A 24,404-nucleotide genomic window follows, 5' to 3' on the forward strand; every position below is an offset into this window, starting at 1 on the left:
CAAAAATAGTTTATAATAGAAGAAGGACTTAGAAAAAACGTAAATGTTTTTGGAGGTGAACTGTTGTGTTTTCACGTTTTACACTTCAACCATATGCATTAAAAGATGAATCAGATTTAAAGCAATTTGAAACGCTTTTAGAAAAACGTCCACAATATGAACTGACAGAGAATGAGATGAAATTTAGTTATATAGCATGTCGAATCCTTGGCGTTCCTAATGATGTAGATGAATATTTTAATGAACTGTTTGATTATAGTGAAGCGAAAGGAATCGAAGTTTTACACGAACAAAATTTAAACAAAGTGATTGATTCGGAAAAGCTTCGTCATATTCAAGAAGTGTTCGGATTACATCAAGAAGCACCAAATGGTCTGACAGTAAATAGGTTAGTTGCACACTTATCTGGGAAACAACTTTTACCGAAAGTAGACAATCCTGATTTACAGCATTACATACATACGACGTTTATTTCACTATTGAAATTATATGAGAAACAACATAATCAGTCGTTAAAGACAGAAGGCTTCCGTCGTTTCTTAATCGACATAATTAAACTAAGCGAAAATTATGTAGCGAAGTGGTTCTCTACGATTAATTATAAGAAACAAATGCCGCGTATCGTTTGGTATGGTGATGCACAGGAAAGCCGTATATATTTCTTATACTTTCTTATTATGCTCGGTTGTGATGTGCTTTATTATCATCCAGAAGGAAAAGATGGATTTGAGAATGTCGATGAAGAGGGAAGGACCTTTATTGTGTCTCATCCAGGCCGTATTTCTCTTGAACCATTTCCAGATCGCCGCCGCGAGCGTGTGGCAACAGTAGCGTATCAAGCTTCAAAAGAAATTGAGCAAGTACTTCACCACGATAATTCACTGCTGTACAAGCCGTGGCAATTCCGTTCCTATACGCCTGTAGCTCGTACACTAAAAACAACATATGATGAACTCTTTTTAATTACGAAAGAAAAGGCGTTTGTACGCCCGACATTCTTTGTTGAAAATAAACACATTTATATCCCTTCTTTATTTGCGAAAATATCAGGTGTTTCAAAGAATGATAAAGAGTATTTTCAACGATTAAAGGCTGTTACATCATTTGATAACAGTTTACTAATTAATACATTCCCATTTACGAAAGAGCAAAAAGCAAACTTCCAATATCATTATCGAGATGCATTGGACCGAGCTGGGAAATTACATCCGGATCTAATTATGAATAGCCATTGGTGGCCGCATAAGCGTTTACCGGAAGGTTTACAACATGGTATTGCAGAAGCGATTATCCATACGTGTGAAAGTGAAATGTGCAAACCAATTGCGAAAGAGACGAAACAAGATGTAGCGCTATATGTTTTCGCGCAACTTTCTCAAATACCACCGAATATTTTAGAACAGCTTGAGAAATTTGATTATTCACAAGATGTACCGAAAATTGTTATATTTAATAATGAGAAGAGTGGAGAGTTAACTCGTTCTGATGCTGTTTTATTACTATTTTTAAATCAAATTGGAGTAGATGTATTCCATTTCAATCCAACGGGAAGAAACGATATTGAACCGTATATTGAAGCGGGGGCATTTGATTCCCATTGGCTTGAAGAGGTTAATTTCGATCTTGAGTTTCATGGTTCATCAGCTTATAAAAATTTATCACAAACAATAAAAGGACTATTTCGTCCATTTTTATAAGGAAAGGGAGAATACTATATGAATAACCCAGTCGTACTAGATCCGAAAACAGAATTAAATGAGCAAACAGCACAAGATGTTCGCTTACAACTTAGACAAGATGCGGATGTACAACGTATTTATAATGCGGTAGATATTAAAGATCAATTAGAATTAATTGAACTTGGAAAAGAACCTTCTATGGAAATTTCACGTTTTGCTGATCAAATTTTACATACAATGTCATTATCAAAGATAGAAGATTCTGGTGAATTATTAAAACAGCTTGGTAAAATTATGGACAGATTTGATAGCAAAGACTTTGCGGAAGAGAAAAGTGGTTTCTTCTCACGTATGTTCAAAAAAGCGGATAAAATGATAGAACAAATTTTTAGCAAGTATCAAACGATGGGCCGTGAAATTGATAAAGTATATGTGGAAATTACGAAGTACCAAGATGAGATGAAAAAATCAATTGGTACGTTAGATGGCTTGTATGAGCAAAACTTAAAATATTATTTAGACTTAGAGAAGTACGTAGTAGCAGGAGAAATGCTATTAGAGCGTTTAAATACAGAATTAGTTCCGATGTATGAAGAGCGTGTGCGTAATAATGATCAATTAGCAGGTATTGAATTAGAGTCGCTTAAAAACTCTGTTGAAATTTTAGAGCAACGTATTGATGATTTAGAAAAAGCGCGTATGGTTGCGCTACTTACAGCACCACAAATTCGTATGATTCAACGTGGTAATAATAAATTAATTGGTAAAATCAATACAGCATTTATTACAACGATTCCTATCTTTAAAAATGGTATCATTCAAGCGGTAAATGCGAAGCGTCAAAAGCTTGTTGCAGATTCTATGGCTGAACTGGATCGCCGTACAAATGAATTACTTAAGAAAAATGCACAAAATATCGCAACGCAAAGTGTAGAAGTAGCGAGATTATCAGGTTCTTCTAGTATTAAGATGGAAACACTTGAGGAAACTTGGAACATTATTTCAAGAGGTATGCAAGAAACACAACAAATTGAAGAGCAAAACAAACGTGAGCGTGAAGAAAGCCGCAAACGTATGGCTACATTAACTGAGAACATTAAAAAAGAATTACAAGGGTAAATGAAAAGGCAATGAGGAAGAGTCCTCATTGCCTTTTAGTTTCTCTTCACTAATTTAATAATCTCATTCACAACAAGTGGAATGATACTTAATAAGAGAACAAATCCCCAATCTCGCATCGTTAATGCATGTACACCGAATATACTTGCAAGGGGCGGGATGGAGATGATACAAACTTGCATAAGAACACCGATAAGAAGGGAGAAGACTAAATATTTATTTGTAAAGATCCCAGTTGAAAAAATTGATTTCGTTCTTGAACGCAAGTTAAATGAATGAACGAGCTGAGAAAAACTAAGAACGACAAATGCCATGGTTTGAGCGTGTAATAGAGCATCGTCATCAATTCGCTCTGGGAAAAGAGGGAATAAATTTGTATCTCCAGTATAGAATTTTGCTCCGGCGATAAAAGCTATTAGCGTTAAAAGTCCAATGATAACTCCATTGAAAATCAGGAAAGGAACGCTGCCACTAAATAAGCTTTCTTTCGCATGTCGTGGTTTTTCCTTCATCACATCTGGATCTTCAGGATCAACCCCAAGTGATAATGCAGGCAGTGTATCTGTAATTAAATTCACCCACAAAATATGAATAGGTCGTAGTGGTGTTGCCCAGCCGAGTAAAATCGCTAAAAATAAAGCGATAATTTCTCCGAAGTTACAAGAGAGTAGAAAGAGAATTGATTTTTTTATGTTACGATAAATATTTCTACCTTCTTCAACGGCTTTCACAATAGATGAGAAATTATCATCTGTTAACACGACATCTGCTGCCCCTTTTGCAACGTCTGTTCCTGTAATGCCCATCGCTACGCCAACATCAGCTTGCTTTAAAGATGGTGCATCATTGACACCATCACCAGTCATAGAAACGATATTTCCTTTCGCGCGTAATGCCTTTACAATTTTCACTTTATGCTCTGGAGAGACTCTAGCGAATACATTTAAATGATTAATTTTGCTAGCTAGTTCTGTATCAGAAATGTTATCTAATTCAGTTCCAATCATAATTTCCGATATTTCTTCAGCAATGCCAAGTTCTTTGGCAATTGCAAAGGCGGTATCTTTATGGTCACCAGTAATCATAACTGTGCGAATACCGGCTTTTTTACATTCTTTAATTGAATCTTTCACTTCGGTTCGTGGTGGATCAATCATACCGACAAGACCAATAAAGATAAGATTTTCTTCAAGATGATTTATATCCATATCGTTTGAATTGTATTGTTTAAATGCGAATGAAAGTACTCTTAAAGCTTCTTGAGACATTGCTCCGGCAGCTTCTAATATTTGATTTTTATCAGAATCAGTTAAAATCTCGATTTTGCCGTTTTTAAAAATATGGGTACATCGAGGTAAGAGCTTATCGATAGCGCCTTTCGTCATGCTATAGTAGCTTTCATCGTATGTATGTACGGTTGACATCATTTTACGATCTGAATCGAAAGGTACTTCGTTAACACGTTCATGTATTTTTTCTAAATAATCTTTTTGCATGTTAAAAGTGGTTCCAGCAACGAGAAGTGCAATTTCAGTCGGGTCTCCCGTTTGTGATTCGTTATTATAAGACGCATCATTACATAGCACCATATTTTCTAACAATAGACGTTGCGCATCATTATTTACATTTAAACTTTCTAAGCGATCGTATGTGTTATCACTATAAAAGTGAGTAACGGTCATTTTATTTTGCGTTAACGTACCTGTTTTATCTGAACAAATAATTGTGACAGAACCGAGGGCTTCAACAGCTGGTAGTTTGCGAATGATAACGTTTTGTTTAATCATACGTTGCACACCAATTGCAAGAACGATGGAAACGATAGCTGGCAAGCCTTCTGGAATAGCTGCAACGGCTAAACTAATAGCAGTCATAAACATTTCTAACGTATCCCGGCCTTGTAAAAAACCGATGAGGAACATAATGATACAAATAGCTACAGCGACAAAGCCTAAATATTTTCCGATTTGTGCTAAGCTTTTTTGAAGTGGTGTCATATCATCGTCTGCTTCATGTAAAAGGGTAGCAATCTTACCAATTTGTGAGTTCATTCCAGTTTCAACAGCAACACCGACGCCTCTTCCGTATGTTACAAGAGTAGACATAAAGGCCATGTTTTTTTGATCGCCGAGTGGTACTTGTTCATCACTTTGCATGGAAGGGTGGTAGATTGCATCTTTATCAACAGGGACAGATTCACCAGTTAGAGCAGATTCTTCAACTTTTAAATTTGCGGTTTCAATAAGGCGTAAATCGCAGGGGATATATCGTCCGGCATCGAGCATAACGATATCCCCTGGAACGACGTGTTCAGATGGAATTTCTTTTAGTTCACCATGTCTCTTGACGATAGCTTTAGGTGTTGCCATCTTTTTTAGTGCCTCTAAAGCTTGTTCTGCTTTAGATTCTTGGACAACACCGATAACAGCATTTAAAACTACAACAAGCGCGATAATACTGGCATCCGCCCATTCACCTACAAAGGCAGAAATAAGGGCAGCAATAATAAGGACATATACGAGGACGTCATTAATTTGGGCGAAAATACGCTGCCATAAAGTGCGTTTTTGTTTTGTAGCTAATTCATTAGAACCGTATTGCTTTAAACGTTCACTTACAATTTCATCTGTTAAACCGTGTTGTTCGTTTGTTTCTAGGTCAATTAATGTTTGATCTTTCGTCTTACTGTACCAATTGCTCATAAGTAAGCACCTCCAGTAAAAACAGTTAGCAATGGTAGTGTTGCTATTATTTGTGAGTAGTATGTATGGAGAAAAAATCTAAGATGAGGTTCTACTTCTATTGTACAATATTTTACAGTTGGTTGAGGGAAAGAGATGAGTTGTCATGAATTTGTTGGAAATAAAAAAGAGCCTCATATAAGAGAGGCTTTTTTACTTTTTAATTAATGTACCTAATTCTTCTGTAATAGCTTGCATTTCACTAATGCTGAATGTTTCACGTTTCATAACATGATCATAAATGTCACGTAAATCTTCGTACATTTCTTCGTTAAAACTAGCAGCTCTCATCGCTCCAGCATTAACCATACGTAATTTTTCTTTAATAGCTTCGACCATATATTCAACGTTTTCTTCTGACTTTACGGATAAATCCACCGAAGTGTCCCCCTTTAAAATAACATAAGGCTATCTTAACATTTTTTATCATTTTCGTTAATGAATCTTTTCAATCCCATTAAATTAGTAGGGATTTCCTTTATATTTAATAATTGGTTGTTTATACTATAAGTATATATTAAGAAATGCACCAAGAAGGGAAGAAACAAAAGTATGGTTCAAGTATTGTTTGTTTGTCTTGGGAACATTTGCCGTTCTCCGATGGCAGAAGCGATTTTTCGAAATCTTGTCGTAAAAGAGGGACTTGAAGAGAAAATTGTCATTGATTCTGCAGGAACTGGAGATTGGCATGTTGGCCATCCGCCACATAAAGGAACACAAAAAATTTTAAAAGAAAATGCAGTCACTTTTGAAGGAATTAAAGCAAGGCAAGTAGAAAAAGAAGACTTAACAAAGTTTGATTATATTATTGCCATGGACAACAAGAATATAGCAGATTTAAAAAGTTTAGGTAAAACTGGAGGCTATATTGGTAGGCTGTCCGACTTTGTTCCAGACGGTGGCTGGACAGACGTTCCTGACCCTTACTATACAGGGAATTTCCAAGAAGTATATGACCTTGTAACAGAAGGGTGTGCAAAGCTATTAGCTTTCATTCGAAATGAACAAGGAATATGAGGAAGCTTAGAAAGAAATACTTTCTAACATAAGAAATGAAAGGGTGAAGGAATATGGCAAAGAAAAATAATATTGCTCGAAACATTGCGATTGGTGTAGCGGCAGGTGTAGCTGTATCCATGTTAAAGAAAGAAAACCGTGAAAAAGTAAAAAATACAGCAGAAAAAGCAAAAACAAAGATGATTGAAATTGGTGAAAATGCAAAGATCAAAGAAAAAGTGCAAACTGTTACAGATAAAGGACGCGAACTTGCTGATTTCAATGTGGTAAAAGCGAAAGTAGCAGAAATTAAAAAATTAACGCCATCTGTTGTAGAGACGTTAAAAGAAACGAAAGAAATTTTTAGTAAGAAAAAAGTTGAGCCAGAAGAAAAGCCAGAAACGATTGAAATTCAAGCTGTATCTCCAAAGGTAGATGAGCTGAAAGCAGAAGAAGAGCCAGTAGTTGCTGAAGATGGTGGTATGAAAGAAGCGCGTGAATTATTTATGAAAGACTCAAATGCAGTGGAAAAAAAAACTGAAGCGTACATTGAGTTAAAGCAAGATAAAGAAGAGAAGAAAAGCGTTTAAACATATATGAGAAAAATTTTAGAAAAGGTGAGAAGAAATCGTACTTATTCGTTTGGTAAAGATTTATATGACCGGACGATGCGCGATGATGTAGCGGGCTTGGCAGCACAGCTCGCTTATTTCTTCTTGCTTGCAATTTTTCCTGGGCTCGTTTTCTTAATTACGCTTCTTGGATTTATTCCCATTCAAACAGAGGATGTGCTTAGTTTATTAGAGGTTTATGTACCAGATGATGCAATGAACTTAATTGAGGTAAATGTAGATAAAGTTGTAAACCAGCAAAATGGTGGTTTATTATCATTTGGTTTATTATCCATGTTATGGTTTGCCTCAAATGGTGTTAATGCGGTTATGAATGCTTTTAACCGCGCTTATGACGTGAAGGAAACACGTTCTTTTATTACAACAAGAGCGTTATCAATTGTGTTTACATTAGCTATTATTTTTATGATTGTCTTTGCGTTAATTGTTCCGGTATTCGGACAAGTTATTGGAGCAGCAGTGTTTAAAGCACTCGGTTTATCAGATAGTTTTTCTTTCGTGTGGAGCATTACACGATTAGTAGCGAGTTTCTTCGTGCTATTTGCTTTGTTTAGTTTCTTATATACATTTGCCCCAGATCGAAAGTTAAAAAGAAGAGAAGTTATTTCAGGGGCGTTATTTGCTACTGTAGGATGGATTGTGGTATCGTACTCATTTGCTTATTATGTAGATAAGTTTGCGAATTACGCCAATACATATGGTGGTCTCGGTGGTATCATTATTTTAATGTTATGGTTTTACTTAACTGGATGGGTAATTTTACTTGGCGGTGAAATTAATGGTTTACTCCACCATTATAGAACCGGTGACAATAATTCCCGTAATGAATAATGAGCTCTTGTTCCATAATAAAAAGGAACAGGGGGGATATTTCATGAGTAATAATAAAAAGAACCATAACAATAAAAGTAATAATAAACAAAAGAGCAGTTCGCATCCAAAGCATAAAACGAGTAGCAGTGCGAACGGTCATAATAGCTATCATTAAAAAAACGGGTCCTCTATGAGGGACCCGTTTTATTTGCTGCCTTTTAATAATCGTAAGCCATTCAAAATGACAAGAATCGTACTTCCTTCATGGCCAATAACACCGAATGGAAGAGCTAAAAATTGCAAGAAGTTTGAACAAATTAGCATGGCAATAACGGCTAGCGAAAAGATTACGTTTTGCTTCACAATACGGTTCATTCGTTTTGATAAACGAATTGCTTGGGAAAGACGAGATAGTTCGTTCTTCATCAGTACAACATCCGCAGTTTCTAAAGCTACATCTGTTCCTTCTCCCATTGCGACACCAATGCTAGCAGTAGCTAGTGCAGGTGCATCATTTATACCGTCTCCGACCATTGCTACTGTACCATATTTTTCTTTTAACTTTTTAATCGTTTCAACTTTTGTTTCTGGTAAACATGATGCGTAATATTCCTTTATATTACTTTCAGAGGCAATTGCTTTTGCCGTTTCTTCATTATCTCCAGTAATCATAATTGCTTCGACACCAATGCTTTGTAATTCACGAATAGCAGCTATTGTTTCTTGGCGAAGCGTATCTTTTAAAGCGATAAGTCCAAGAATGCCTCCCTCATCACTAATATAAACGACAGTTTTACCTTCCTTTTCAAGTGAGGCAGAAATACCATTATGAAATGTTTTTGTTTCTTCACCGATAAAATCAGCTTTACCTATTTTATAAGCAGTGTTTTCCAATATTCCTTTTAGCCCAAAACCAGTTACATCTTCAACCTTTTCAGGTTTTTTTAATGTAATGTCGTACGCATGTTGTGCATATTTAACAATAGATTCAGCCAAAGGATGTGTAGAGTGACTTTCAATGGATGCTGTAATAGAAAGTACTTCTTTTTCTGTCATATTTTCTCGAACATATACATCTGTTACGGTAGGTTTTCCTTCTGTTAATGTTCCTGTTTTATCAAAGGCGATTGCTTTTACTGAAGCGAGGCGTTCTAAATGTATGCCACCTTTAAAGAGAATTCCATTTCTTGCTCCGTTAGAAATTGCAGATAACGTTGCTGGTGTAATGGCAGCAACGAGTGCACAAGGAGATGCGACTACAAGTAAGATCATAGCGCGATAAAACGTTTCATTCCAGCTCCAGTCAAGTAAGAAATGAGGAACGAACATCATAAGCGCAACAACGAGTAGTACACCTTTTACGTATGTTCCTTCAAACTTTTCGATGAATAGTTGTGATGGTGATTTTTCACTTTGTGCACTTTGGACGAGACGGATAATCTTTTGGAATAATGTTTGATCGCTTGGCTTCGTAATTTTAACTTCGATAGCACCACGTAAATTTACAGTACCTGCAAATACTTCATCGCCATGTCTTTTCTCATTTGGAATAGGTTCTCCCGTGATTGCTGCTTCATCGATATTTGTTTCACCGTTATGAATCGTACCGTCAGCAGGAACACGTTCACCTGGTTTAATTAAAATAATGTCGTTAATTTGTAACCCTCCAACAGGAACACGTTCCTCAGTTCCGTTAGAAATACGTAATGCTTCTTCGGGTTGTAAGTCAAGAAGAGCGGAAATTTCTTTTTGGCTTTTACTTAGCGTATAAGATTCCATAGCACCGCTGAGCGCAAAGATAAAGATTAAGATAGCTCCTTCTGCCCAGTAGCCAATAATTGCAGCACCAATAGCTGCAAAGAGCATTAGCATTTCAACATTTAGCTCTTTTTCTTCAATCGTATCTTCAATGCCTTCTTTCGCTTTTGCATATCCACCAACTATATAAGCAAGGATATAGCAAGTAATACCTACATTCATTGCATCGTTCTTTGTGAATAACCAGCCAACTAAAATAAAAATACCAGATGCTACTGCAAATACAAGTTCATAATGTTTTTTTAATGTGTCCCATAAAGAGGGATGGGAAATTGTTTCTTTTGCCTGTAACGTTTTTACTTCTGAGTTCATTACTACCCGCTCCTTCCGAATTCTTATTGAGAAAAATAATCAAAATCGAAACCCCTATAAAACGACGAAAGCTGCCATCCATAATGGATAGCAGCATTTCTGTTGAATCTGTTTTTAATAGTTATTATGTTGTAATTATTCTATATTATATCATATGTTTTTATGAGATGGTACGGTTTTGTTTCAAGTATAAACGGAAAACTTGTGTTTTCGCAACTCCTCTGGTATATATGAATATTGTTCATAAAAAGGTCGGAAAGGAAGACAACAAGTGAAGACAGAGAAATTTTTTACCCATCCGATTGGCGTATTTATTGCTGCAATAGTAGCAACTTTTTTATGGGGAAGCGCATTTCCTTTTATTAAGTTAAGTTATGTTGAACTTGGAATTCAACCACAAGAAGTTGGAGAGCAAATATTATTTGCCGGTTATCGTTTCTTTTTATCTGGAGTCATGCTCTTATTATTCTTTAAAGTGTTAGGAAAAGATATGAGCTTCAAAAAAGGAACAGGGAAACAGTTAATACAAATTGGTTTATTCCAAACGTTTCTTCAATATATCTGTTTTTACATTGGAATGAGTTATAGTTCAGGAATTGAAGGAGCTATCATTTCAGGGACATCATCATTCTTTCAAATTTTACTCGCCCATTTTTTATATAAAGATGATGCTCTCAATATGAGAAAAATAATTGGGGTATCGATTGGTTTTTGTGGCGTCATTTTAGTAAATGTGCCGAGTGATGGTAGCTTATCATTTCATTTTGGGATCGGAAGCTTATTACTTCTTAGTGCAGCAATGCTGTATTCATATGGAAACATATTAGCAAAAGAAGGTAGTAAAACATTAGATGTTGGCTATATGACAGCATACCAAATGGTTTTTGGTTCTATAGGATTATTATGTATAGGGGCTTTACAAGTTGGAGTCATGCCATTTACATTTAGTCTACATGTAATACTTATGCTAATTTATTTATCTTTCTTATCTGCAGCTGGTTTTTGCATTTGGAATACAATTATGAAGTACAACAAGGTTGGAAAAGTATCTATGTACATGTTCTTTATACCCGTATTTGGTGTGTTATTATCGAGCATGATTTTAGGTGAAGCAATTCATTCATTTGTACTACTCGGTTTAGCATGTGTAGCCGCGGGAATCATTGTGGTAAATAGGACACCAGCTAAGCAAAAAATGGAGCAAGAAAAACAAGTAGCATAGAGAGCAGAAAAGCGATTACAATGGAAGAACAGTACTGTTCTTCTTTTTTCATAGAAAAAGGATAATAGACTAAGTGTAACGAAAAAAGATACAAAAAGCATTTATTGAGGAGAAAATATTATGAATCTACTTTACGTGGTGTTAATTGGGCAAATATTTCTTTTTTTTATTGGTGCAATTTATGCAATGGGGCAGACAAAAAGAACGAAAGATAATATGCCGTTACCTTTAGCAATTCGTCTTATTCTTAGTTTTTCTTTAACAGGTAGTGCAATTTGCATATGGTTACAAGATCCATCTGTAGAGTATAGTACGTGGGTTGCACTTGGTATGACTTTATCGACTGTGGGAGATTTGTTTATGGCTGGGCTGATTCCAATTGGTCATCGATTAATTGGAGGGATGGTTACTTTCGCTCTTGCTCATTGCTTTTATGTAAAAGCATTTTTGCAAACAGGAATTTCATGGAATGGTTTTTGGATTGGCTTACTCGTATATGGGCTCTTTCTAATTGTAGGATGGTTCTTCTTTATCCGAAATGATAAACAGGATAAGTTGTTTACGATAGGAGCTCTAATTTACGGATTGTGGGTTGGAGGAATGGCTTGCTTTGCATTCGCCTTATATTATGAAAATACAGGGATATGGTGGATACCAGCGTTTGGTGGCTTACTGTTTGTAATTTCTGATTTCATTATTGGCGTGACAGATATCGGAGGGCGTAAATTGAAGTATGAGCCACTTTGGATTTGGTTTACATATGTAGCTGCTCAAATGTGTATTATATATGTGGGATTATAAAAAGATACTCTCAAAAATAGTGGATAGACTATTTTGAGAGTATCTTTCTTGCTTGTTAATTTGATCAGTATTTTTATTTTAAAATTTCTAATATTATAATTTTAAAATTCAGAATTTTGTAGAAAATCATCGGTCGTATTATTTATAATAAAAGTAAAAAGATGATGAGTTGGTGAAATGATGCAAAAGAAAAAACGTTGGTGTGAATTCTTTGGAACTATTGCAATTGCATGTTTATTGGTGTTTTTGGCGAAAATTTTTGTGTTTTTTCCGACGACTGTAAAAGGAGCATCTATGAGGCCAACGTTGCAAGATGGAGATAAGGTGATTGTTAATAAGTTAGCAAAACAATTTGAAAGCTATGGGAGAGAAGATATTATTGTTGTGAAAACAGATAATTTTTATGTCAAAAGAGTGATTGGATTGCCTGGAGATATAATTGAGATGAGAAATGATCAATTATATGTAAATTCTGAAGTGAAAGATGAAGAGTATTTGGATAGTAATAAAAAACAAGCAGAAAAAAAACTTATGAATTTAACAGAGGACTTTGGACCGATTACAGTTCCTAAAAATAAGATTTTTGTTATGGGAGATAATCGCTTAATAAGTAAAGATAGTAGAAATGGTTTAGGTTTTATTGATAGAGAAGATGTGTTAGGAAAGTTAGCAGGCATTTATTATCCGTTTGAACATATGAAAATAATAAAGTAAAAAAAACCAAGCAAATTTTAGTTTGCTTGGTTTTTTTGTTAAACAGTAGGAGATTCGTTTGATACAAAGATATCTTCATGTTTCTTTGTAGTACTTAAAACAAATTTATGTTGTAGTAATTGTAGCTTAAATAACGCCAAAGGATCATGATATGTTTCTGGATTACTTCTTAGCGTCGCTAATGTTTGCTCGTCTTCCTGTATCTCAAGTTGAGCTGCATCTACATTTTGTTTCAATATATTAAGTGGATCTTTGAAGAACATCATGATATCACGTTCTAATGCACCTTCAAATACTTCAAATTGAAGGAAGAATTGTTTGGAAATTGTGTGAGCAATTTCTGTATAGTCTTCTGTTTCAATATATTGTTTATATTTGTTGGCGAGCATAGATTGGTTTTTTTGCATATTACCAAATAATTTTCCGGCACTTTTTAAGAAAAACTGTGTCGGTGTAAAGCGTAATAAAATATTGATGTTCGTTACTGTAATTCGATTTGTCATTCGTGCAACATCTCGATTCCAGTCATCTAATAATTTGAAATCGCAAGGAAGTTTCATACGTTCTTCTTTATATAATTTATTAAACGTTTCACTCATTTCATCTAAATAAGCTTGAGCTTGAATAAATTCATTATGTGCGGTTTCAATCCATTCTTGAATAGACCCAGTAAATTTAGGAAGAAGTACCTGTTGTACATGCTTTTGAACACGTTCATTCATTGCAGCATTTAATTCTTCATGAACTAGTTTGAAATCACTATCTTCTTGAACAAGATCAGAGCAACTCTGTAATAATTCAGGAATTTGAGAATGTATATCTCGTGTAATTTCTTCTTTCGTTAAAAGATAAGATTCGGTAATAGAGCGAATTTTATCTTTTTCAAGAGCAGTAAGGTTATTAATAAATCCAGTAAGTTTCACTGAGATGTGTTTATTCCAGCGTACGGATTTTACTAATGTATTTTCTAATTCCACACGTTCATTTATGAGATAAGCAATTGTCTTTTGCGTAAACCATATTAGCTTTTCTATACGTTCTTTTTCTATATCGCGCTTTGCAAGATTAGAGAGAATAGATTCTGTTACATCTCCAAGTTGCTGGCTACTCTCTTGCGAAGGAGAGTATGGGAAGAATTGTGCATCTGGAAAATGTATTTTAAGTTTACTAATTAGTTTTTCATTAGTAGTCGTATTATTTGTGTGTAATACGAAGTGAATTTGTAAGTTTGGTACTTGTTCACGTAAATAAATTAATGTATCAATTTCTTTACTATGCAATGGTGAAGAAGAATTTAATACGTAAACAAGACTATCTGCTGCTTGTAAGTATTCAAAGTATGCATTGCTTTTATCCAATTGCTCTTGAATGGATGGTGTAAGAAGAAATGTAAACTTATTTTTTCTTAAAAACCTACTTGGTAGCTTAATTTCTATACATTTTTTCTCAAGTTCTGACTGAGCAGATGTAGCCGTTATTTGATGGAATTCATCAAGGTTAGGGATATTTCGTATATCTAACTCGGTAAATTCTGTTATTTCAGTTTGACTAGCGTCTTTAAATAGAATAGGAGTTGTTAAAGTTTCAGTTAAGATGTTCTCTCCTAATATTGAATTAACAAATGATGTTTTATCATGGTCACTAGTTCCAGCTATTAGTAGTGGTGTGATATTTAAATCACATAGTTCATGGACTAGTAGCGTAAATTGATGACTTAAATCTACATCATTTTTCTCAGCCCATACAGCGATTGTTTCGAATAAATGAGAAACTGTTTCCATATTTACATCTGCTTCAGCTGATGTATTAGAAAGTAAGGATCCAGCACTTTTTACGAGTAATGATTCTAAAGTTGTAGGTGAGACTTCATTCCATGCTAACACTGCTGCAGAGACAACTAGAGAATCTTTTGCTTTCGTTAAACTGAACCAATTTGTTAATAAATTTGGTACAAGTCCGTTTAATTCATGCATAAAGTGATTTCCGGTAATTAATGCAAAGTATGTTTCTTGATAGCGAGTAGAAATTTCATTCCAATCGTCATTATTGTCTGTTTCAATATGCAAGAATAAATGATTGATACTTTGAATCCAAGGAAGGTATAAGGATTCATGTTGATAGCTATTCCAAAGAGCAATAACAAGTTCTTTAAATTGAGCTTGATCAACAGCATATAGAGCTTTTAAAGACTCATAGAAATATTCAGGCTTAATATTTTTTGTAAATCCTTTGTTTATGTAATTTATTAACGTATCAAACCAGTGTAAAGATTGTGTTCGAATACCTTCTTGAACAGCTAGTTCGATAGCGTTGTTCCAATCTTCTTGTTTTTCATAGAAAGAACGTGCAATTGCAGTAATATTTGGATAATCCGGTTGGAATGCAACAGCTTCACTAATCGTCTTAAAAGCGAGTCCTAAACGATCTTGTTCGATATAAAGAGAAAGAAGTTGTAAGGAAACCTCCATCGTAAGAGTTGTATCTTCCGTTTGAATAGATTGATAAAGTTCTTCTGCCTTTGGTAAGAATCCTAGTTCAAAATAAGCATCTGCAATATTTTTTGTCGCCCAAAGTGCAAGAGCATTATTTACTTTTTCCCATTTAAATATAGCTGCTTCAAAATCTTTATTTTGATAATAAAATTCACCTTGAGCAAATCGAATATTAGAAATGTTGGAGAATTCATTTTTAGATTCATTTATATATGCTTCACCGAGTACTTCCGATGCAGGAGTAGAAGTTTCTTCTGTTAAAAATGTTTTATAGTAAACTTTTTGAATAAATTGATTTTCAATGGTCATGTTCGTTCCCCCCTGTATAATTTAGAAAAATGATGTCGTATGTAAAAGGGTGTATGTTCTTTTAATAGGTAGAAGTTGCATTATATAGACCAAACTATGTTTTTGCTAGATATATCATTTTTCTTGAGAGTTAAACCGTTGCGAAAAGTAACTTTCCTTTATTGTAACAAAAAAACACGCATATGAATTTTTATTTTTTATTGGGTTATTTGCGGGCAGTAAGAATCTAATCTCAAAATTGGTGAATATAAGTAAGTCATGTGGGAGTCGGGATGTCTGTAGAAGCAAGATTGGCTTAGGTTAATAATTGGTAGAGGATGAAGAAAACTCCCACTGATTAAAGTTTCACTTTATCTCTGTTAAAGGAAAGAATAGAAGTAGAGTTCATTATAAAAACAATGTATAGTGAATATGTATACCATGTTTGCCTTAAAGATAGAAAGGGTACAATGTGGAATAACGATCGTGCATAGGATGTGTCTTCCGAATGGAACAACATATTGGCGAGTTAATCGCGCATTATGGCTATTTTGGAATTGTTATAGCTTTGGCTGGTGGGATTGTCGGATTACCGATACCAGACGAGTTTTTATTGACCTTTGTTGGTTATAATGTTTCAAAAGGAGTTATGTCAGGAACTGCTGCTTTTTTAAGTGGGATGGCTGGTGCGATGTTAGGGATCACGTTAAGCTACATATTAGGTTTAAAACTTGGGCTCCCTGTTTTAAAGAAATATGGGCCGAAAATTAGAATTAAAGAACATCACATTGAAAAAACACATATTTTATTTGAAAAATATGGGCCATTTCTTTTAATGATTGGTTATTTTATACCGGGAGTACGTCATTTAACGGCATATTTTGCTGGGGTATCAAATTTGACACTTTGGCGTTTTTGTTTGTACGCTTACGGTGGTGCGTTCATTTGGATAAGTGTTTTTATTGGGCTTGGCTGGAAGTTAGGCGAGAAGTGGCGCTTCGTTGAGTATAGTTTACATCATTATGGAATATGGATTTTATTAATTTCAGCAGTTGTTACATGTGTTGTATGGTTGTACATAAAGAAAAAGAAAAACCGCTAATAGCGGTTTTTTTAGCTGAAAGCAATAAATAATACACCAGCTGTAATAAAGACTACACCAACACCGGTCATAAAGTTTAACTTTTCACCGAGGATAATCATAGCGAGAATGATAGAAAATACGACGCTTAATTTATCGACAGGAGCTACTTGTGAAACCTTTCCTGTTTTGAGGGCAAGAAAATAAAATAGCCATGACGAAGCACCTGCAACCCCACTTAATGTGATAAATAGCAGTGCTTTTTTATTTAGCAGTACGTCGCCGATATTTTGAAATTTACCTTGTATGATAATAACGCCTATCATAAATAATGCCATAATAATAGATCGAATTGTTGTTGCAACGTTTGCATCGATGCCGTCTAAACCAAACTTTCCAAAAATCGATACAAGGGCAGCAGCAATTGCTGATAATAGTGCAAATAAGAGCCACGAACTCATAGTAAAATTCCTCCAATCTTACAGTATTATACATGAAAATCATTCTCATGTATAAAGTTGAAGCAATTGAGCTTTATAGAAAGCGCGACTTCAACTTAACTTCTTGCTCCACCTGAATTTTAAGGTGGGAGTTTTACTGCCTGCAAATAGTGGGCTAAATAACGAAATAATCCCCACCTTATATTTTTAATAAGGTGGGGATTATTATACTACTCTGCAATTTCCTCATATAAAAAGTACGTTACATTATAAATATGTTCTACTTCATCGTCTGTCATAAACAGTAATTCGTCACGCTCAATCCCTTTTTTCTTTTCAATAAACTCAATCATGTTTTTGCGTTCTTCTCTCTTCATCAATTTTATTTCTCCTCTCAATCTGTTTTAATACAGTTTATTTAAGTTACTGCTATTATATAACAGAATCTTTAGAAAGTTCCACCTATTTTATTATTTTTTTAAAAGAACTTTTCGACAAAACAAGCCCACCTAAGGGGGGGCTTGTTTTATTTTATAGTCGTAAAAACTCAGGCTCCGTCGTACCGGCACCATCAATGTAATAAATTGTGTCGGGATTGATTTTTATCAATACGTAATTAGGGTCTTCAGGACCGAGTAACCAACGTTTTAAGCTATTATTCCAAAACTTGTTTTTTAATGTTGAGTCTTCCTCGATTGAAGCTAACCCTTCAACTTCAATATAATCTTCATCTAATTTTTTTCCTTCTCGTCCGAGTAGTACATGGACATTAGGATTTTGTTCAATATCTGTTATCTTTTTTGATTGTCGATCTGTTGCAACATATAGTACAAAATCTTCATGGAAAAACATCATAAAGGCACTATGCGGTTTTTCGTTACGTACTGTAGATAATACACCGGTACGTTGTCCTTGGATAATAGTTGCAATTTTCTCTTTTAAGTGCATATTCTTTACCTCTTTTCCTAATTTATATTTTCTCTGTTTAAACAAGATAATTTAAATATCTTTCATACTGTTTTCTTCAAGTCCATTTTTTAAACGTAATTGTGATGAAATCGGACAAGTTAGGAGAAGAATAATAATAATATTGAGGAGAAATACATACGATGGAAGGATGAAAAGCATGTTTAATAAAATATTTCTTATAGTAGCACTTATAGGTGTACCACTATCTGTACTTGGAAAAACACTTCATTGGCCAGAAACACTTATGTTCGCTGTGTATTGTATTACGATTATCGCATTAGCTGGTTTTATGGGGAGAGCAACAGAGAGTTTAGCAATTGTTTCTGGTCCTAGAATAGGCGGGTTATTAAATGCTACTTTCGGTAATGCTGTTGAACTTATCATTTCAATTTTTGCACTTCAAGCAGGGTTAATTGAAGTGGTGTTAGCTTCTTTAACCGGTTCTGTACTTGGAAATTTATTATTGGTAGGGGGGTTATCTTTCTTTGTTGGAGGTCTTAAATACAAAAGACAAAGTTTTAATGTATATGATGCAAGGCATAATTCAGCTTTATTAATATTTGCTGTTGTTGTGGCCTTTGTTATTCCAGAGATCTTTTCAATGAAGATGGACGCTGGCAAGACGTATCAATTAAGTATAGGTGTTTCTATTATTATGATTATCATGTACCTTGCTGCATTACTATTTAAGTTAGTTACGCACCGTGGTGTATATCAACATAAAAGTGACGAAGTAGCGCATGAAGAAGAGCCAGAGTGGTCGAAAGGGAAGGCGCTCCTTATTTTAGCGATAGCAACACTGGCAGTAGCTTATGTGTCAGAGGCACTCGTACATACTTTTGAAACTGTCGCAAAGTCATTTGGCTGGTCAGAGTTATTTATAGGGGTTATTATCGTTGCAATTGTTGGGAATGCAGCGGAACATGCGTCTGCAATTATTATGGCCTATAAAAATAAAGTAAATATTGCAGTCGAAATTGCAATAGGCTCTACATTACAAATCGCCATGTTTGTTGCTCCTGTATTAGTATTGCTATCTATGTTCTTCGCGCAAAGGATGCCTTTAGTATTTACCATACCAGAACTTGTGTCTATGATTACAGCCGTTTTCTTAACGATTGCGATTTCCAATGATGGAGATACAAACTGGTTTGAAGGTGGCACTTTACTAGCGGCGTATGTCATTATGGGAATTGGTTTTTATTTATTATGAAAAATAGGCATAACAATTGCGCTCAGAGAAAACAATAAACGAAGTAGTATATATACCTACATAGGAAGGAGCCAGACAGGTGAAACGAGTATACAGCATATGTCTTTCAACTATGGTCTCGTTTATTTTATTATTTCCTAACATGAGTTTTGCAAAGACAACAGTAGGAACAAAAATGCCTTCATCTGTTTTAAATATTTCAAAAGACAATACATTTCCAAATGATGCGCAAGATTTGCCACGTTTGCAACCAAGTAAATTTGCTCAAGAGCTATTGAAAACGGCTAATATTAAAATTGAAAATCCAGACTTAATTCGGATGTTTAATGAAACGACAATTTCAAATGCGCCGCTTGCAGTAGGGTATCGGGCAAAAATTTATTTAGGTCAATGGGCTTTACATTATGAATCAGTAGACACATCGATTAATTGGGAATATAAACAAGTGAATCGAAATGTGTATGATAATCGCGGAGGAGACCGTTTATATCCACTTCGCTATAAGCAAGAAACACAAAAGACGGTTGAAGGCGATTTAACAGCAGATATGAAAGATGCTGCAGATGTGAAAAAAATGATGCTTCTCAAAGCACTTGAAAAAGTACAATTACCCCTTTCGTTTAAAACGACCATTGGTTATGGTACTGGACATGAGCGTGTGTATAATATTAGTCCGAGTCAACTCGGATATTTATACGCTTATACACCAGCAGTAAATGAAAAAGGAAAAGTAACATTTGGAGAAGTGTATCTTGTATTAAAGGGAAATCAAAAAAGACTTGTTGTGAAAAATATTACTTCTCAAGGAATTGGAGCTGCTATTCCAATTCATGATCATTTGTATTTTAAATTCATTTCTTCTTCCCACTCGCAATAACATGAAAAAACGTCAGCTTATAAGCTGACGTTTTTTTATAATGTAATGTTTGCTGTTTTTGATAAGAAATCTTCTGTCGGATAGTAGCTGTTTTTTACAAGAACATTTGGTCCAAGACATTTTACTGCAGGACAGTGACAGCTTAATGATTTTGCAGTTTTTGAAGCGCTCCATTTTTCATACGCTTCTTGTAATGTGTTTGTTTGTATGTTTCCTAGAAGTGGAACATCACCAAAATCAGTAACGATAATATTGCCATCAAAAATATTTACATTTAAGCGTGAACGACCATCTGGATCGTTACGAACAGTTACATTTTTGCTCTCTTGTAACTTTTTAAATGTGGCAATGTCTCGCTCGTCATCGCTACAAGCATAGAAAGGTAAAGTTCCAAATAACATCCATACATTTTCATCGCGAATTTCTAGTAAATGCTCAATTGCATCACGAATTTCAGCTTTTGTTAAAATCTCTAGATTACTCGCGAAGTCACTTGGATACATTGGATGAACTTCATGACGTTTACAGCCCATCTCTTCGACGATTTGGCGGTGAATATGTTCAATATGTGGTAGAGTTCTTTTGTTTAACATTGTTTCGGCAGATACAAGTACACCTGCATCTGATAGAGCCTTACTATTTGTAATCATTCTTTCGAATAATTTTGCACGTTGTTCGTAAGTAGGTTTACGCTCCATCATTGCAAATCCGCCTTCAACGAAGTCATCGATTGTTCCCCAGTTATGAGAGATATGCAATACGTCTAAATAAGGAATAATTTGTTCGTAACGTGCTAAATCTATAGTTAAGTTAGAGTTGATTTGAGTGCGAACGCCTCGTTCATGGGCGTATTTTAAGAGTGGTGTTACATAGTTGTCGACGGATTTTTTTGAAAGCATAGGTTCTCCGCCAGTAATACTTAAAGAACGTAAATGAGGAATCTCATCTAATCGTTTTAATAAAAGATCCATCGGAAGCGGATTTGGGTCTTTCGGCTGTAACGTGTAACCAACAGCGCAATGCTCACAGCGCATATTGCATAACGTCGTCGTTGTAAATTCAACATTTGTTAATAGTAGTTTGCCGTACTCTTCAAGGTCCATATACGCTTCCCATGGATCGTAAGAAGGAGTAATCGGCTTCATTTTTTGTGATATCGTCATATGAAATACTCCTTTGACTATTGAAATAACAATTTGTCCATTCTCTATAATAGAAGAATATGTGCTTTTTATAAAGTGAAACTTTTTAGCATGAAAAGAGAGAGGGCTTACATTATAGTGGATGACTGTGACAAAATTGATGAAATTTCATGCCCATAGCAATCGTTTTTGCGGTATAATAAAAGCAACTCGAATTAAAAGGAGAGTGCCTTCATGGGAAAAGCAATTCAAGATAAAGATACACAATTAGTATATTTAAAAGAACGTTTAAATATGTTCATTGAAGTAATTGATACAATTGAACCCGAAGAAGTAGAATTAGAAGATGTAGATCGTCTTCTTGCAATGTTAGATGAATTAGAATTAAAATGTGAGCAATTTAAAAAAGACGAATAATATATTAAAAAGGCTACCAATTCCAATTTGGTAGCCTTTTTCTGTTCGGGTAATAGAAGGACGATAGAAAAAGAGGTATAATCAAGTTGTGAAAAATTTCATTTATGCTCTAATAGCGTGAAATAAATAGCTAAAGAGCATAACAATTGAATTTTCAGCTCATAACGTTTTGGTAGCGTTCACAATTGAGGGGGAAGTAACAATGGAAAAGCTTCAAGAAAGCATGTATCAACTAATTGTTGAAACGTCAACGAACTTACCGAAAGATGTTCGTCGTGCGATTCAACAAGCGAAAGAGCGAGAAAATGCAGGGACTCGTTCTGCGATGGCACTTGGCACAATTACAAATAATATTAAAATGGCCGATGATAACATCTCGCCGATTTGCCAAGATACAGGGATGCCAACGTTTAAAATTTATACACCAGTTGGTGTGAATCAATTAAAGTTGAAGGAAGCTATCTATAATGCGCTTGAGCGGGCGACAAAAGATGGTAAACTTCGTCCCAATTCTGTTGATTCTCTTTTTGGAGATAATAGTGGAAATAATTTAGGACCAGGTACACCGGTGATTAAGTTTGAACAATGGGAAAAAGATTATATTGATGCACGTTTAATCCTAAAAGGTGGTGGCTGTGAGAATAAAAATATTCAATATAGCTTACCGTGTGAACTAGAAGGACTTGGACGAGCTGGCCGTGATTTAGAAGGGATTCGTAAATGCCTTCTTCATGCAGTATATCAAGCACAAGGGCAAGGATGTAGCGCTGGTGTAATTGGTGTTGGTATCGGGGGAGACCGCACATCAGGTTATGAATTAGCAAAAAATCAATTATTCCGTACATTAGATGATGTCAATCCAGTACCAGAGTTACAACAACTTGAAGAGTACGTATTAGAAAATGCGAATAAGCTTGGCATTGGTACAATGGGATTTGGTGGAGAAACAACTTTACTGGGCTGTAAAATTGGCGTGTATAACCGCCTGCCGGCTAGCTTCTACGTATCTGTGGCGTATAATTGTTGGGCATATCGCCGCCTAGGTGTAACAATCCATCCTGAAACAGGTGAAATTATGGATTGGTTATATCAAGAAGGGGAAGATACACTTCAGCATGAAGTACAAGAAAAAACAGAGCAACGTGAGATTGTATTACAAGCACCAATTACAGAAGAGCAAATTCGTGAACTTCGCGTTGGTGATGTTGTAACAATTAATGGCATGATGTATACAGGTCGTGACGCAATCCATAAGCATTTAATGGATAATGATTGTCCAGTAGATTTAAATGGACAAATTATTTACCACTGTGGTCCAGTTGTTGTGAAAGATGAAAATGACAATTGGCAAATTAAAGCGGCAGGTCCAACGACAAGTATTCGTGAAGAACCGTACCAAGGCGATATTATGAAGAAATTCGGTATTCGCGCTGTCATTGGAAAAGGCGGTATGGGTGCGAAAACATTAGCGGCTTTAGAAGAACATGGCGGTGTATATTTAAACGCAATCGGTGGTGCAGCGCAATATTATGCTGAATGTATTAAAGAAGTGAAAGATGTTGATTTCTTACAATTTGGTATTCCAGAAGCAATGTGGCATTTACGTATCGACGGGTTTAAAGCAGTTGTAACGATGGACTCTCATGGTAATAGCTTACATGCAGATGTTGATAAGACATCACTTGAAAAATTAGCTAGCTTTAAAGAGCCAGTATTTAAGTAAATAAAAAATGCATCTCGAATGATTCGAGATGCATTTTTTTGGTATATATAGAAAAACATGTTCAGCATGAAAGAATGCGTTGCAACAGAAACTACAAGTACGATTATATATGGAAAGGAGACTATTTATGAAATATAAATGGTTATATATCGGTCTCATTTTTTCAATTATGATGGCACTTGTTCCAGTTTCAGCACTGGCTTATACAAATACTCCACATAACTGGGGAATCCCGCGTCCTAAAAATGAAACAGTACCAGATGCAGGAAAGTTATATACAGATTTACTACAAAAAAATGGCGGGTTTTATTTAGGAGATACGAAGAAAAAAGATATTTATTTAACATTTGATAATGGATATGAGAATGGATACACAGGGAAAATATTAGATGTACTAAAAGAGAAAAAAGTACCAGCAACTTTCTTTGTAACGGGACATTACATTAAAACACAAAAAGATTTATTGTTAAGAATGAAGGATGAAGGACACATTATTGGAAACCATTCTTGGAGTCATCCTGATTTTACAGCGGTAAATGATGAGAAACTTCGTGAAGAATTAACGAGTGTAACAGAAGAAATTAAAAAAGTAACTGGGCAAAAAGAAGTGAAATATGTACGTCCTCCGCGCGGTGTATTTAGTGAAAGAACGTTAGCTCTTACGAAAGAAATGGGCTATTATAATGTATTTTGGTCACTTGCATTTTTGGATTGGAAAGTGGATCAGCAAAGAGGATGGCAATATGCGCATAATAATGTTATGACGATGATTCATCCAGGATCTATTTTATTACTTCATGCAATATCAAAAGATAATGCAGAAGCACTTGCAAAAATCATTGATGATTTGCGCGAGAAAGGGTATCATTTTAAAAGTCTAGATGACTTAGTAAAAGGCAATCAACCGTAAGCATG

At 35.1% G+C, this 24,404-nt stretch carries 22 protein-coding genes; 14 read left to right on the forward strand and 8 right to left on the reverse strand.

What is annotated here, in order from left to right:
* Nucleotides 1-65 precede the first annotated feature (65 nt).
* Complete coding sequence (locus MHB52_RS02360; RefSeq protein WP_000492866.1) at nucleotides 66-1,697, forward strand: YceG family protein; 1,632 nt, start codon at nucleotides 66-68, stop codon at nucleotides 1,695-1,697.
* Between the two features lie 18 nt (nucleotides 1,698-1,715).
* The gene (locus tag MHB52_RS02365; RefSeq protein WP_001064409.1) at nucleotides 1,716-2,798 is read left to right on the forward strand and encodes a toxic anion resistance protein; all 1,083 of its coding nucleotides are present in this window, start codon (nucleotides 1,716-1,718) and stop codon (nucleotides 2,796-2,798) included.
* A gap of 35 nt (nucleotides 2,799-2,833) precedes the next feature.
* Here the strand turns inward: MHB52_RS02365 and MHB52_RS02370 are convergent, their stop codons facing one another.
* Together MHB52_RS02370 and MHB52_RS02375 are read right to left on the reverse strand one after the other, a co-directional pair.
* Complete coding sequence (locus MHB52_RS02370; protein ID WP_061663398.1) at nucleotides 2,834-5,500, reverse strand: cation-translocating P-type ATPase; 2,667 nt, start codon at nucleotides 5,498-5,500, stop codon at nucleotides 2,834-2,836.
* A gap of 192 nt (nucleotides 5,501-5,692) precedes the next feature.
* Nucleotides 5,693-5,917 carry a DUF1128 domain-containing protein gene (locus tag MHB52_RS02375; protein ID WP_000366196.1) on the reverse strand — a complete coding sequence of 75 codons (225 nt, stop codon included), beginning with the start codon at nucleotides 5,915-5,917 and terminating at the stop codon, nucleotides 5,693-5,695.
* Nucleotides 5,918-6,091: 174 nt separating this feature from the next.
* On the opposite strand from MHB52_RS02375, the gene MHB52_RS02380 reads away from it, so the two are divergent.
* From MHB52_RS02380 to MHB52_RS02390, 3 genes are read left to right on the forward strand one after another with little or no spacing between them, the layout of a single operon-like run.
* Nucleotides 6,092-6,556: a low molecular weight protein-tyrosine-phosphatase gene (locus MHB52_RS02380; RefSeq protein WP_000250916.1), complete on the forward strand. Its 465-nt coding sequence runs from the start codon at nucleotides 6,092-6,094 to the stop codon at nucleotides 6,554-6,556.
* 53 nt (nucleotides 6,557-6,609) lie between these two features.
* Entirely contained in the window at nucleotides 6,610-7,125 is a 516-nt protein-coding gene (locus MHB52_RS02385; RefSeq protein WP_001085388.1) for a DUF4075 domain-containing protein, read from the forward strand.
* A 6-nt stretch (nucleotides 7,126-7,131) separates the two neighbouring features.
* On the forward strand, nucleotides 7,132-7,998 hold the full coding sequence (locus tag MHB52_RS02390; protein WP_001226536.1) for a YihY/virulence factor BrkB family protein: 867 nt from the start codon (nucleotides 7,132-7,134) through the stop codon (nucleotides 7,996-7,998).
* A gap of 186 nt (nucleotides 7,999-8,184) precedes the next feature.
* Here the strand turns inward: MHB52_RS02390 and MHB52_RS02395 are convergent, their stop codons facing one another.
* Complete coding sequence (locus MHB52_RS02395; RefSeq protein WP_001083770.1) at nucleotides 8,185-10,110, reverse strand: heavy metal translocating P-type ATPase; 1,926 nt, start codon at nucleotides 10,108-10,110, stop codon at nucleotides 8,185-8,187.
* 271 nt (nucleotides 10,111-10,381) lie between these two features.
* Between MHB52_RS02395 and MHB52_RS02400 the strand changes: the two genes are divergently transcribed.
* From MHB52_RS02400 to lepB, 3 genes are all read left to right on the forward strand, one after another.
* Nucleotides 10,382-11,332, forward strand: coding sequence for a DMT family transporter (locus MHB52_RS02400; protein WP_000845706.1), 951 nt, complete (start codon nucleotides 10,382-10,384; stop codon nucleotides 11,330-11,332).
* Between the two features lie 120 nt (nucleotides 11,333-11,452).
* Entirely contained in the window at nucleotides 11,453-12,133 is a 681-nt protein-coding gene (locus MHB52_RS02405; RefSeq protein WP_001051070.1) for a lysoplasmalogenase, read from the forward strand.
* Between the two features lie 177 nt (nucleotides 12,134-12,310).
* On the forward strand, nucleotides 12,311-12,847 hold the full coding sequence (gene lepB, locus MHB52_RS02410; protein WP_000983301.1) for a signal peptidase I: 537 nt from the start codon (nucleotides 12,311-12,313) through the stop codon (nucleotides 12,845-12,847).
* 38 nt (nucleotides 12,848-12,885) lie between these two features.
* On the opposite strand, the gene MHB52_RS02415 is transcribed toward lepB, so the two are convergent.
* Complete coding sequence (locus tag MHB52_RS02415) at nucleotides 12,886-15,648, reverse strand: tetratricopeptide repeat protein (RefSeq protein WP_016117117.1); 2,763 nt, start codon at nucleotides 15,646-15,648, stop codon at nucleotides 12,886-12,888.
* 487 nt (nucleotides 15,649-16,135) lie between these two features.
* On the opposite strand from MHB52_RS02415, the gene MHB52_RS02420 reads away from it, so the two are divergent.
* Nucleotides 16,136-16,729 carry a DedA family protein gene (locus MHB52_RS02420; RefSeq protein WP_000434874.1) on the forward strand — a complete coding sequence of 198 codons (594 nt, stop codon included), beginning with the start codon at nucleotides 16,136-16,138 and terminating at the stop codon, nucleotides 16,727-16,729.
* Nucleotides 16,730-16,740: 11 nt separating this feature from the next.
* Here the strand turns inward: MHB52_RS02420 and MHB52_RS02425 are convergent, their stop codons facing one another.
* From MHB52_RS02425 to MHB52_RS02435, 3 genes are all read right to left on the reverse strand, one after another.
* Nucleotides 16,741-17,169 (reverse strand): EamA family transporter, encoded by a 429-nt coding sequence (locus MHB52_RS02425; RefSeq protein WP_000100296.1) that lies wholly within the window; start codon nucleotides 17,167-17,169, stop codon nucleotides 16,741-16,743.
* A gap of 209 nt (nucleotides 17,170-17,378) precedes the next feature.
* Complete coding sequence (locus MHB52_RS02430) at nucleotides 17,379-17,525, reverse strand: BH0509 family protein (protein WP_000817786.1); 147 nt, start codon at nucleotides 17,523-17,525, stop codon at nucleotides 17,379-17,381.
* 154 nt (nucleotides 17,526-17,679) lie between these two features.
* Nucleotides 17,680-18,096, reverse strand: a complete 417-nt coding sequence (locus tag MHB52_RS02435) for a pyridoxamine 5'-phosphate oxidase family protein (RefSeq protein ID WP_000550220.1) — start codon at nucleotides 18,094-18,096, stop codon at nucleotides 17,680-17,682.
* A gap of 178 nt (nucleotides 18,097-18,274) precedes the next feature.
* Here MHB52_RS02435 and cax point away from each other — a divergent pair, with 178 nt between their 5' ends.
* Nucleotides 18,275-19,330, forward strand: a complete 1,056-nt coding sequence (gene cax, locus MHB52_RS02440; protein ID WP_000482139.1) for a calcium/proton exchanger — start codon at nucleotides 18,275-18,277, stop codon at nucleotides 19,328-19,330.
* 79 nt (nucleotides 19,331-19,409) lie between these two features.
* Nucleotides 19,410-20,207: a YfkD famly protein gene (locus MHB52_RS02445; RefSeq protein WP_002102695.1), complete on the forward strand. Its 798-nt coding sequence runs from the start codon at nucleotides 19,410-19,412 to the stop codon at nucleotides 20,205-20,207.
* 35 nt (nucleotides 20,208-20,242) lie between these two features.
* On the opposite strand, the gene yfkAB is transcribed toward MHB52_RS02445, so the two are convergent.
* Complete coding sequence (gene yfkAB / locus MHB52_RS02450) at nucleotides 20,243-21,370, reverse strand: radical SAM/CxCxxxxC motif protein YfkAB (RefSeq protein WP_000156023.1); 1,128 nt, start codon at nucleotides 21,368-21,370, stop codon at nucleotides 20,243-20,245.
* 213 nt (nucleotides 21,371-21,583) lie between these two features.
* On the opposite strand from yfkAB, the gene MHB52_RS02455 reads away from it, so the two are divergent.
* The 3 genes from MHB52_RS02455 to pdaA all read left to right on the forward strand — a co-directional run bounded on the left by MHB52_RS02455 (nucleotide 21,584) and on the right by pdaA (nucleotide 24,399).
* A complete protein-coding gene (locus MHB52_RS02455; protein ID WP_000513558.1) occupies nucleotides 21,584-21,766 on the forward strand; it encodes an SE1561 family protein in 183 nt (60 codons plus the stop codon).
* Nucleotides 21,767-21,968: 202 nt separating this feature from the next.
* A complete protein-coding gene (gene fumA, locus MHB52_RS02460; RefSeq protein ID WP_061663400.1) occupies nucleotides 21,969-23,489 on the forward strand; it encodes a class I fumarate hydratase in 1,521 nt (506 codons plus the stop codon).
* 127 nt (nucleotides 23,490-23,616) lie between these two features.
* Complete coding sequence (pdaA, locus tag MHB52_RS02465) at nucleotides 23,617-24,399, forward strand: delta-lactam-biosynthetic de-N-acetylase (protein WP_000875956.1); 783 nt, start codon at nucleotides 23,617-23,619, stop codon at nucleotides 24,397-24,399.
* Nucleotides 24,400-24,404: the final 5 nt, after the last annotated feature.

Source organism: Bacillus sp. FSL K6-0073, from assembly GCF_038006085.1.
Classification (GTDB): domain Bacteria; phylum Bacillota; class Bacilli; order Bacillales; family Bacillaceae_G; genus Bacillus_A; species Bacillus_A cereus.